Genomic DNA, 10,831 nt, shown 5'->3' with positions numbered 1-10,831 from the left:
CCTAGGCGGAGATCAGCTTGCCTTTGGCGAGCGCTTCGGGCCATACCGATACCAGCTCGTTGTCCTGCCACTGCACCATGACGGGCCGGGCCAGCGTGTTCAGGCCCTTGGCGTCGAATTTCACGCCGCCGCCCGACATGACGCCCGCCCAGCCCTGGTCGAAGGTGTGCGAGCGCAGCGCCTGCGACAGGGCGTCCTGCTTGGCCGAGCCGGCTGCTTCCAGCGCGCCGGCCAGCACGCCCAGGCAGACGGCGTGCTCCAGCGCCTCGTGCGGCATGAAGGTGCCGAAGCGCTTGCGGTAGCGTTCGGTGTATTCCGGCTTCTGGTCGTAGTTGGCCGGGGCGATCGACAGCACCGCCTGCGCGTATTGGCCGAGCGCCTTGGCGAAATCCGGGATCACGTAGCCGGCGGCGCCGCCCACCACCGGCAGCGTGATCTGCTGCTGGCGCATCACGCGGATGATGAGCAGGCTGTCGTTCAGGTACGAGACCGGGAACACGATCTGCGCGTCGGAAGCCCGCAGCTTGTTGATGAGCGGGGTGACGTCGGTGATGCCCAGCGGGTAGGCCTCGTCCAGCACCACTTCGGCCCCGGCCGCGCGCGCCGCGTCGCGGATGCCGACCGCTTGCGAGGTGCCGTAGGCGGTGTCTTCGTACAGGATGGCGATTTTCTTGATCCGGTCGGCGCCGGCCACCACGGCCGCGGCATAGTCGTACTGGGCCTTGCCGAGCACCGATCCTTTGGACACCACCTGGTAGATGTGCTTGAAACCGCGCTCGGTCAGCATGTCGGAGAACGACATGGTCAGCAGCGGGATGCCGCGCCGTTCGGTGACCTCGGATACCGCCAGCGTGAGCGAGGAGGCGTAGGCGCCGATGAGCGCGACGCAGCGGTTTTGGGTGATGAGGCGCTGCGCCACCGTGGCCGCGCTGGTGGGCTGCGAGGTGGAATCGGCGACGATCAGCTTCAGCCGGGCGCCGCCCAGCGCCTTGATGCCGCCGGCGGCGTTGATCTCGTCGGCGGCCAGTTCCAGGCCCTGGCGCGAGTTGATGCCGAACTGCGCATTGGCGCCCGACAGGGGCAGGACCACGCCGACCGCGATTTCCTCTGCCGCGCCGGCCCGCCCGGGCAGCGCCGCGCCGAGCGCGGCGGCGCCCATGGCCATGACGAATTCCCTGCGCCCCGGGCGCAGGCCTGCTGGGGAAGATTTCTGCATGGTTTGTCTCCGTGTTTTGTTCGCGGGCGCCCGGCTGTTGCGCGCCGGTGCTGGGGACAGATTATTCTGATCGTATTATTGACTGTCAAGATGATTGTATGACAATCTAGCGAAATGGAGATTCACCACGCCGCTGCGACGGGCGGCATTCATCTATCCAACCGGGAGGAAACCATGGCAGATGTGCAATCCGAAACCCAGGCCCTGTTCGACCAGGGCCTGTCCTTGCGCCGCGAAGTGCTGGGCGCCGAGTATGTGGACGGCTCGCTGGCGCGCGCCAACGACTTCATGATGGCGTTCCAGCGCATCACCACCGAATGGTGCTGGGGCTACGCCTGGGGCCGGCCGGGCCTGGAAAAGAAGACCCGCAGCATGCTCAACCTGGCCATGCTCACCGCGCTCAACCGTCCGGCCGAAGTCCGCCTGCACGTCAAGGGCGCGCTCAATAACGGCGTCACGGTCGAGGAGATCAAGGAAATTCTGCTGCAGGCCACGGTCTACTGCGGCATCCCGGCCGGCCTCGACGCGTTCAAGGTGGCCAACCAGGTGCTGGAAGAAGAGGGCGCGTTCAAGGAGGCGGCCAAATGAGCGCCGGCCCGGTTTCCCTGCGCGTCGGCGTGGTCGGCGTCGGCAGCATGGGCTGGCCCATGGCGGCGCGCCTGGTGCAGGCTGGCCACGCGGTGCAGGTCCATGACGCGGCCCCGGGCCAGGCGGCGCGCTTCGCCGCCGAGGTTGGCGGCACGGCGGCCGCCAGTTGCCGGGCCCTGGCCGAAAGCTGCGAGCTGATCATCACCATGCTGCCGACCAGCGCCATCGTCGAACAGGTGCTGCAGGGCCAGGACGGCGTGCTGGCCGGGCTGCGTCCGGGCAGCGTGGTCATCGAGATGAGTTCGGGCGTGCCGGCGCATACCCAGCGCCTGGCGGCGGCGGTCGCCGCGGCCGGCGGCGAGCTGGCCGATGCGCCGGTGTCGGGCGGCGTGCCGCGCGCGCGCACCGGCGAGCTGGCCATCATGTTCGGCGGCCCGGCCGCCACCCTGGAACGGGTGCGGCCGGTGCTGGCGGCCATGGGCACGTCGATCCTGCACACCGGCGCGGTCGGCAGCGCCCACGCCATGAAGGCGCTCAACAACCTGGTGTCGGCCGGCGGGTTCCTGATCGGCGTGGAGGCGATGCTGATCGGCCAGCAGTTCGGCCTGGATCCGGCGGTGATCGTCGATGTGCTCAACGCGTCCACCGGCATGAACAACTCGACGCAGAAGAAGTTCAAGCAGTTCGTGTTGTCGCGCCAGTTCAATTCGGGCTTCGGCCTGGATCTCATGGTCAAGGACCTGGGCATCGCGCTGGGCATCGCCGCCGACACCGGCACGCCGACGCCGTTTGCCGCGCTGTGCCACGAGCTGTGGGCAGCCGCGGGCAAGAGCCTGGGCAAGGGGCAGGACCACACCGCCGTGGCGCGCCTGTGCGAGCAGCTGGCGGGGGTCGAACTGGCCGCCGCGCGCGACCACTGACGCGGCGGGCCGCCGCCCGGCGCGGCGGTCCCGCCTCCACCACCATCATCATCCGCCGCCCGCAGCGGCGCGGCGGGCGGGCTGTCGCCCGGACCAAACGAGGAGCAGACATGAACAAGATTATCGTGGCGGCGCTGGCCGCCTGCCTGGGCCTGGCCGCCACCGGCGCACGGGCCGACACTTTCCCGTCGCGGCCGATTTCCATGGTGGTGCCGTACGCGGCAGGCGGCTCTACCGACGGCCTGGCGCGCATCGTCGCGCAGGCCATGGGCAAGGACCTGGGGCAGACCGTGGTGGTAGAGAACCTGGGCGGCGGCGGCACCATGATCGGCAACCAGCGCGTGCTCCGCGCCGCGGCGGACGGCTACACGCTGACCTTCGGCAACATGGGCTCGCTGGCCATCGCGCCCTCGCTCTATCCGAAGGCCAATTTCGACCCGCGCCGCGACATGATCGGCATCGGCCTGGTGGCCACGGTGCCCATGGTGCTGTCGGCCAGCAAGGCCAGCGGCATCTCGACGCTGGAGGACTTCGTGCAGCGCCTGCGGCAGGAAGGCGACGCGGTCAACTTCGGCAATGCCGGATCGGGCTCGACCAGCCATATCGCCGCGGTGTACTTCGAGCATGTCACCAAGACGAAGGCCACGCAGGTACCTTATCGCGGCGCGGGGCCGGCCATCGCGGACCTGATGGCCGGCACGGTCGACGCCGTCATCGACCAGACCGTCACCATGATTCCCCTGCACCAGGCCGGCCGGGTGATCGCGCTGGCGGTGGCCAGCCCGGCCCGCCTGCCTCAACTGCCCGATGTGCCCACATTCGCGGAAGGCGGCGTGCCCGACTTCGACCTGAATGTCTGGAACGCGATCGCGGCGCCGGCCGGCACGCCGGCGCCCGCGGTGCGGCGCCTGGAGCAGGCGCTGGCGGCGGCGCTGCGCGATCCCGACGTGCAGGCGTCGCTGGAAAAACTGGCCGCCCAGGCGCCGGCGCCGCGCGACCAGGGTTCGGCCGCCCTGCAGGCCCTGCTGGAGCGCGACGTGCCGCGCTTCGCCGCGCTGATCGAACAGGCCGGCGTGCCAGTCAATTGATTCAATCGAGCGGCTGGATCTTTGCCAGCAGGAACTCGACGAACACGCGCACCCGGGCCGGCAGCAGGCGCGTCGCGGTCAGGACATACAGCGCCCGCGGCTGCAGTTCCCAATCGGGCAGCACGCGCACGATCTTGCCGGCGTCCGCCAGCGCGGCGGCAAAGGTGCGGCTGAGCTGCCCGATGCCGACGCCGTCCACCACCAGTTGCTTGAGCACCGGCTGGCTGTTGGCGCTGAGCAGGGGGCGCGGCTGGATGCGCGCGGTCTCGGCGCCGTTGCGCAGGGTCCAGGCTTCGCCGGGATCTGCGCCCGGCATCAGCAGGCACTGGTGGTCGGCCAGCTGGCTGGGCGTGGCGGGCGCAGGGTGCCGCTCGAGATAGGCCGGCGAAGCGTAGAGGTTCTGGCGCACCGTGCCGAGCCGCCGGGCGATCAAGCGCGATTCCGCCGGCGGATCGCCCAGCAGGATGCTGGCGTCGTATGGCTCGACCATCAGGTCGGGCAGCACCGAGGTCATGAAGAACTCGAAGCGGATATCCGGATACGCGGAGTGGAATTCCCGGAAATGCGCATCGGCGAAATAGGCGCCGAAGTCGGCCGGCATGCTGACCCGCAGCGGGCCGGCCGGACTCGACATTTCGCTGTCGAGTTCTTCGTTGATGGCATGGGCCTGCTGGATGATCTCGTCGATCTGCTGCAGATAACGGGCGCCGACTTCCGTGAGGGTGATGCGCCGGGTGGTCCGGTGCAGCAGCCGCACCCCGATGCTGTCCTCGAAATCGGAAATGCGGCGCGACAGCGTGGAAGTGGGCATGCCGAGGATTTCCGCGGCCTTGGTGAAGGTGCCGGCCTTGGCGATTTCGGCGAACAGGGCCATGTCCCGTAGCCTGTCTACGTCCTTGTTCACTGCGTGGTCCTTGCGGTGCGGGTTCGGTCGTGGCGCAGCCATGGAGGCGGCGCGCCGGCGGATCGCGGTCCGCCAGCGCGCCGATCGACTGCTTGTCGCGATTATCGTCGATTACCCGCGCCGAGCCTGGCCGGCGCAGCCAGCTTGCACCGCGAGCCGTCAGTGGTCGCGTCCGCCGCCCCGGCCGTGGCCACCCCCGTCCTGGCGCGGCCCCTGGGGACCGCGCTCCGTGCGCTGGGCATGCTGCTGGCGCTGGCGCTCCATGGACTGCCGCTGCTGCGCCTGCTGCTGGCGCTGGCGTTCCATGGATTGTCGCTGCTGTGCTTGTTGCTGCTGGCGCTGGCGTTCCATGGATTGTCGCTGCTGTGCTTGTTGCTGCTGGCGCTGGCGTTCCATGGATTGTCGCTGCTGTGCTTGTTGCTGCTGGCGCTGGCGTTCCATCGATTGCCGCTGTTGCGCTTGCTGCTGCTGGCGCTGGCGTTCCATGGCTTGCCGCTGTTGCGCCTGCTCCTGCCGACGCTGCCCCGCCTGCTGCTGCGCCCGCTGTTGCTGCCGTTGCGAGGCTTCTTGCTGGCTTCGCAACTGTTGCTGTTGTTCGCGCTGCTGCCGGTCGGCCGCTTGTTGGCGCCGTTCAGCGTCCTGGCGCTGGTCGCGCGCCCGTTCCTGTTGCCGGCGCTCGGCCTGCTGGCGCTGCTCGCGCGTGGCGGCATCGCGCCGGTCGGCCTCGGCGCGCTGCTGCCGTTCGTGGCGCTGCGCCTGGTCATGGCGGCGCTCGTCGTCGACCGTCATGCGCGGCGGCCGGCCCTGGTTGCGATCGGCGAACTGGTCGCGGTCCCGCGCGGCCTCGCGGCGATGGTCCTGCTGCACGCGGGTCGGCGGAGTGTGGCGATGGCGCATCGCCTCCTGTTCTTCGCGCGTGGGGCGGTGCCGGATGCCGTCGCGGCCGCCGTTGTAGCTGATGCGGCGGTTGTCGACGTGGTTGACCACCACCTTGCGGCTGTAGACGTTGGTGACCCGGGTGACGTTGATGTGGTTGACTTCGCGGTTGTAGTAGAAGCGGTCGCGGTCCCAGTAGCCGCCCGCGTAGCCGATGCCTATATAGCCGTAGCCGTAGTTGATGCCGCCGTAGTAGCCGACGCGGCGGCTCCAGTAGCCGGGATGCCAGCGATAGACATTGCCGGCGTAAGCCCAGTATCCCGGGGTCCACAGGGCGCCGACGTAAGGCGGCATGACCCAGGCGCCCGGCACCCAGTAATAGCCCGACGGGTTGATGGCCCAGTAGCCGGGCGTCCAGATATAGCCGGGACCCGGGATCATCGGTTGCCCATACTCCGGCAGCGGCGGCGGGGGCGAATTCCAGGCGTTGATGCCGATGCGGATGGCGACATCCGCGCTGGCCGGCAGCGGCGCGATCGTGGCCGCCGCCAGGGCGCCGGCGATCAGCATGCCGGCGGACAGATTCTTGAGCAGGTTCATGATGGTCTCCCGGATGGGAAGTCAGTATCCGTAGTAGTACGGCGCCGGGTAGTAATAGACCGGCGGCGCGGGCCGCACATACACGTCCCCGCCGCGATGGTGGTAATGGGCCGGGCGGGCGGGGACGACCACGCACCCGGCGAGGGTGGCGGCGACAGCCAGCAGCGCGACGAAGGTTCTCATGATGGCGACTCCCATCGGTGGCGCGGCGAAGGCCGCGCGCTCATGCCAATTTAGGCACAGAGCTTAGCGGCGAGTTCGGTCTTGTAATCGTTTCGAAATGGCTTATTCGTGACCAAAGCGCTTATTCGTGACCGACTGTGGCAGGTCTGTATTTGTCTAGACGTATATATCAAGAAATGCGCGCGTCATGCTGGCCGCCTATAGTGCACGGCTTGTTCTTGTCCAGGCCACACGACCATGCCGGATTCCCCGCCGACCCCGAAGATTGCCGACACCGTCATCAGCCCGGCCGCCAGGCTGCGCGAAGCCGCCATAGGGCGGCGCTGCGAGATCCTGCACGACACCGTCGTGGAATACGCGACGCTGGGAGACTATTCCTACGTGGGCGAGCGCTGCATGATCGCCGATGCCGAGATCGGGCGGTTTTGCGCCATTGCAGCGCACGTGCGCATCGGCGCGCCCAACCATCCCATGGGCCGGGCGTCCCAGCATCGGTTTACGTATTGTCCGGAATATTACTTTGCCGATGCACGCCGCGATGCCGGGTTTTTCGGCGATCGGCGCGGCGACCGGATCGTCATCGGCAACGATGTCTGGATCGGCCACGGCGCCATCGTGTTGCCCGGCGTGGAGATCGGCGACGGCGCGGTGCTGGCCGCCGGCGCAGTGGTCAGCCGCGATGTGGCGCCGTACACCATCGTCGCCGGCGTGCCGGCGCGCAAGATCCGCGACCGCTTCGACCAGGACACGGCCCGGCGCCTGCAGGCCATCGCCTGGTGGAACTGGCCGGAGGATCTCATCGCCGCGCGGCTGGCCGATTTCCAGCAGGCGGATGCGCGGGCCTTTTGCGCCAAATGGGGCTGAGCGCGGGCGCGCCTCAGGCTGGAATGGCGGCTTGCGCCAGCAGGTAAAGACCGGCGCCGATGGCCGCAATGCCAAGGACACGCGCCGCGCGCAGGGGATCCGGCGCCAGCCGTTCGAGCATGACGGCGGCGGTGACCGCCGCCATGGCGGCGGGGTCCATCATGTCGAAGGCGAGCAGGGCCGCCATCGGTCCGGCGCAACTGCCGGCGCAATGCCGGCCGAGGCGCAGGCCGTGGCGCCAACCGGCGTCGCGGCCATGGCGCGGCGCCTGGCGGCAGCCCGCCAGGTGGCGGGCCTTCCAGGCGCTGAACTGCAGCGCGCCGGCCGCCAGCATGGCCAGCGCGCCCAGCAGCGGCGTGGCCTGCGCCAGCGCCGGCCGCGCCAGTTGCGCCGTCGCCCAGGCCGCGCCGAGCGGATAGACGGCGAGGCCGACCAGCGCCCACACGGACAGGTAGGCCAGCCCTGCCTGCCCCATCCACCAGGCCTGCCGCGCCGGCCCGCCGGCCAGGCGATGGCGCCATAACGCGGGCAGCAGGACCGGCAGCATCATGGCCGCCATCATGGCGAGCCACATGGCCGCGAACGACAGGGCGGCGCCCGGCCAGGACTGGCCGGGCAGCGGCAGCCACATGGCCCAGGCCAGGCGGTCGCCGCAGGCCGGCAGCGCGTCGAACATGGCGATCGTCCGCGGCGCCGGCTACTCGGGGCGCGCGTATTCGTCGTGGCGGCGCCACCAGATGCCGGTCTCGTTGCGTCCTTTCGGCGCGCGGTCCAGCCACTGGTACATGCCCCACAGTCCGTCGAGCCCGCGCGCGTAGGTCGAATAGGTGTGGTAGACGGCGCCGTCTTCCAGCACGAAAGCGCTCATGCCGGGCCGGTCGCGGTGATAAGTGGCTCGGTCGGTGCCGCACATGGCAGCCATCTGGTTCTCCGCCTGGACGCCGCCGCCTTCCTGTCCGGGGCGCCATTCGAAGCGCGTTTCGCGCTGGTAGTTGTATTCGATGTCGCCGGCGCGCTGCTGCGCTTCGGTGAACCAGATGTTGAAATCGGCATTGAAATCGCTGCCGGCCGACGAGGCCCAGGGGAAGCTCCAGCCCATGCGCTGCTTGTATGCCTGCAACTTGGCCAGCGGCGCGCGCGATACCGCCATCAGAGTCACGTCGTGGTTGGCCAGGTGCGCGACGCAGCCGTCGAAGCCGTCGGCGATGGCCGAGCACGAGGGGCAGCCCGCCCGGTAGTCCGGCCCGAACATGAAGTGATAGACCAGCAGTTGCGAGCGGCCCTGGAACAGATCGGCCAGTGTGGCCTGGCCGGCATCCGTCTCGAATTGGTACGGCTTGTCGATGCGGACCCAGGGCAGCGCCTGGCGGCGCCGTGCCAGCTCGTCGCTGCGCCGCGTCAGTTCCTTTTCCGCCTCGAGCAGTTCGAGCCGCGCCGCGAGCCAGTCCTGCCGGGTGCCGGTGGTGTGGGTTGCCTGCATGGTGTCCTCCGTTGGATGTCGCGCCGCGCCGGCCGGGATGGCCGCGCTGGCGCGCTGGTTGGTCCTGATGCGATAGGTTAGGATCGCCACATCGAACGGGGGGAGTGACAAGTGTGGCGGGATTCCGATGGACGTGCTCATCCAGGCCGCGGCGCGCGCGCTGGCGGCCGGTGATCCGCTCGCCGCGCTGAACCGCGTCGCGCTGCGCGACGACGCGCCGGCGCTGGCGTTGCGCGGCATCGCGATGGCCCAGCTGGGCGAATTCGCGCGCGCCCGCGCGCTGGTGCGCAGCGCGGCGCGCGCGTTCGGCGCCGGCAGCGCGGTCGCCCGCGCCCGCTGCGTCATCGCCGAAGCCGAGATCGCGCTGGCTGCGCGCGAACTCAACTGGCCGTCCAAGTCGCTCGAGGCCGCGCGGGCGACGCTAGAAGCGCACGGCGACCAGGTGAACGCCGCCCATGCGCGCTACCTGGAACTGCGCCGCCTGCTGCTGATCGGCCGGCTGGACGAGGCCGAGCGCTTGCTGGCCGGCCTGGATCCGGCCCGCCTGCCCATGGCGTTCAAGGCCACTCACGAACTGGCGCTGGCGGGCATCGCCATGCGGCGCCTGCGCGCCCGGTCGGCCCGCCAGGCGCTGGCCCGGGCGGCGCGCGTGGCCGGCCAGGCGGGCATTCCGGCGCTCGCCGCCGAGGTCGACGGCATGGCGCGCCTGCTGGATGCGCCCGCGGCGCGGCGGGTCGGGCCACACGGCGAACAGCTCCTGTCGCTCGACCAGCTCGAAGCGCTGCTCGGCTCGCCCGCGCTGGTGGTTGACGCGTGCCGCCATGTGGTGCGCGACGCGCACGCCACGGTGGCGTTGGCGCGGCGTCCGGTGCTGTTCGCGCTGGCGCGCCTGCTGGCCGAGGCATGGCCGCGCGACGTGCCCAGGGACGAGCTGATCGCCCGCGTGTTCCGCGCGCGCCGCCCCGACGATTCGCACCGCGTGCGCCTGCGCGTCGAGATCGGGCGCCTGCGCCGCGCGCTGCACGCCCTGGCGGGCGTCGCGGCGACGCCCGGCGGCTATGCGCTGCGGCCGCATTGGCCAGCCGCGCCTATCGTCCTGGCCCAGCCCGTCGATGAGCCGCACGCGGCGGTGCTGGCGCTGCTGGCCGATGGCGAAGCCTGGTCCAGCTCGGCCCTGGCGCTGGCGCTGGACGCCAGCCAGCGCACGGTGCAGCGCGCGCTGGAGGCGCTGGCCGCGGCCGGCAAGGCCCAGGCGCTCGGGCATGGCCGGGCGCGCCGCTGGGTCGCGCCGCCGATGCCCGGATTCACGCCAAGCTTGTTACTCCCCATGGCGCTGCCGGACGGCTAGCATGGAAGCCATGAACCACATGCAGCCACCGGCGAGGAGAAAGCCATGAACCGATCAGCAGCCGAAATCATTCGCGAATACGGGCCCTTCCCGGGGGTCGACGATGTGCATGGAGTCAGCTTTGACGGCCGGCATGTATGGGTCGCCACCGGGCGGCAGCTCAACGCCATGGACCCCGACAGCGGCAGCCTGGCGCGCGCCATAGACGTGCCGGCCGACGCGGGCACCGCCTTCGATGGCAAGTACCTGTACCAGATCTCGGGCGAGCGCATCCAGAAGATCGACCCGGGCACGGGGGAGGTGGTCGGCACCATCCCGGCCCCCGCGGGCGCGGGCAACTCCGGACTGGCGTGGGCCGAGGGCTCGCTGTGGGTCGGCCGCTATCCGGAACGCAAGATCGTGCAGGTCGATCCCGCCACGGGCGCCATCCTGCGCACCATCGAATCGAACCGCTACGTGACCGGCGTGACCTGGGTCGACGGCGAACTCTGGCACGGCACCTGGGAAGCAGACGCCAGCGACCTGCGGCGCCTCGACCCGCGCAGCGGCGAAGTGCTGGACGTGCTGGAGATGCCGGCCGGTACCGGCGTGTCGGGACTGGAATCGGATGGCGCCGAACGCTTCTTCTGCGGCGGCGGCGCCAGCGGCAAGGTCAGGGTGGTGCGCCGGCCCGCGCGCCGGCCCGCCGGCCGGCCGGGCGCGGCGTAGGGCCGGCTGGTGCGGGGCGTCCTTCACTGTGTGAGCCGATCCGGGCGATACACTGC

At 70.2% G+C, this 10,831-nt stretch carries 12 protein-coding genes; 6 read left to right on the top strand and 6 right to left on the bottom strand.

Annotated elements, in window-relative coordinates; translation table 11 throughout:
• Nucleotide 1: 1 nt before the first annotated feature.
• The gene (locus ACKTT0_RS03085) at nt 2-1,216 is read right to left on the bottom strand and encodes an ABC transporter substrate-binding protein (RefSeq protein WP_407848020.1); all 1,215 of its coding nucleotides are present in this window, start codon (nt 1,214-1,216) and stop codon (nt 2-4) included.
• A 174-nt stretch (nt 1,217-1,390) separates the two neighbouring features.
• Between ACKTT0_RS03085 and ACKTT0_RS03080 the strand changes: the two genes are divergently transcribed.
• From ACKTT0_RS03080 to ACKTT0_RS03070, 3 genes are all read left to right on the top strand, one after another.
• Complete coding sequence (locus tag ACKTT0_RS03080; protein WP_407848018.1) at nt 1,391-1,804, top strand: carboxymuconolactone decarboxylase family protein; 414 nt, start codon at nt 1,391-1,393, stop codon at nt 1,802-1,804.
• Entirely contained in the window at nt 1,801-2,724 is a 924-nt protein-coding gene (locus ACKTT0_RS03075) for an NAD(P)-dependent oxidoreductase (protein ID WP_407848016.1), read from the top strand. Before ACKTT0_RS03080 ends, ACKTT0_RS03075 begins: the two co-directional genes overlap by 4 nt.
• A gap of 110 nt (nt 2,725-2,834) precedes the next feature.
• Nucleotides 2,835-3,812 (top strand): Bug family tripartite tricarboxylate transporter substrate binding protein, encoded by a 978-nt coding sequence (locus tag ACKTT0_RS03070; RefSeq protein WP_407848014.1) that lies wholly within the window; start codon nt 2,835-2,837, stop codon nt 3,810-3,812.
• Nucleotide 3,813: 1 nt separating this feature from the next.
• On the opposite strand, the gene ACKTT0_RS03065 is transcribed toward ACKTT0_RS03070, so the two are convergent.
• The 3 genes from ACKTT0_RS03065 to ACKTT0_RS03055 form a co-directional block, all read right to left on the bottom strand.
• Nucleotides 3,814-4,716 (bottom strand): LysR family transcriptional regulator, encoded by a 903-nt coding sequence (locus ACKTT0_RS03065; protein ID WP_407848012.1) that lies wholly within the window; start codon nt 4,714-4,716, stop codon nt 3,814-3,816.
• Between the two features lie 159 nt (nt 4,717-4,875).
• Complete coding sequence (locus ACKTT0_RS03060) at nt 4,876-6,192, bottom strand: YXWGXW repeat-containing protein (protein WP_407848010.1); 1,317 nt, start codon at nt 6,190-6,192, stop codon at nt 4,876-4,878.
• Between the two features lie 21 nt (nt 6,193-6,213).
• Complete coding sequence (locus tag ACKTT0_RS03055; protein ID WP_407852501.1) at nt 6,214-6,375, bottom strand: hypothetical protein; 162 nt, start codon at nt 6,373-6,375, stop codon at nt 6,214-6,216.
• 237 nt (nt 6,376-6,612) lie between these two features.
• On the opposite strand from ACKTT0_RS03055, the gene ACKTT0_RS03050 reads away from it, so the two are divergent.
• Nucleotides 6,613-7,239 (top strand): DapH/DapD/GlmU-related protein, encoded by a 627-nt coding sequence (locus tag ACKTT0_RS03050; protein WP_407848008.1) that lies wholly within the window; start codon nt 6,613-6,615, stop codon nt 7,237-7,239.
• Nucleotides 7,240-7,252: 13 nt separating this feature from the next.
• Here ACKTT0_RS03050 and ACKTT0_RS03045 read toward each other — a convergent pair whose 3' ends face one another.
• On the bottom strand, nt 7,253-7,915 hold the full coding sequence (locus ACKTT0_RS03045) for a copper chaperone (RefSeq protein ID WP_407848006.1): 663 nt from the start codon (nt 7,913-7,915) through the stop codon (nt 7,253-7,255).
• A gap of 21 nt (nt 7,916-7,936) precedes the next feature.
• Nucleotides 7,937-8,719, bottom strand: coding sequence for a DUF899 domain-containing protein (locus ACKTT0_RS03040; RefSeq protein WP_407848004.1), 783 nt, complete (start codon nt 8,717-8,719; stop codon nt 7,937-7,939).
• Nucleotides 8,720-8,846: 127 nt separating this feature from the next.
• Between ACKTT0_RS03040 and ACKTT0_RS03035 the strand changes: the two genes are divergently transcribed.
• Together ACKTT0_RS03035 and ACKTT0_RS03030 are read left to right on the top strand one after the other, a co-directional pair.
• Nucleotides 8,847-10,067 (top strand): helix-turn-helix domain-containing protein, encoded by a 1,221-nt coding sequence (locus ACKTT0_RS03035; protein WP_407848002.1) that lies wholly within the window; start codon nt 8,847-8,849, stop codon nt 10,065-10,067.
• A 45-nt stretch (nt 10,068-10,112) separates the two neighbouring features.
• Nucleotides 10,113-10,775: a Vgb family protein gene (locus ACKTT0_RS03030; protein WP_407848000.1), complete on the top strand. Its 663-nt coding sequence runs from the start codon at nt 10,113-10,115 to the stop codon at nt 10,773-10,775.
• Nucleotides 10,776-10,831 lie beyond the last annotated feature (56 nt).

The sequence above is a fragment of the Bordetella saccharivorans genome (genome assembly GCF_045862855.1).
GTDB classification, from domain to species: domain Bacteria; phylum Pseudomonadota; class Gammaproteobacteria; order Burkholderiales; family Burkholderiaceae_B; genus Bordetella_A; species Bordetella_A petrii_F.
The sequence above is the reverse complement of the archived record's forward strand: the minus strand, read 5'-3'. Positions and strand labels throughout refer to the sequence as shown.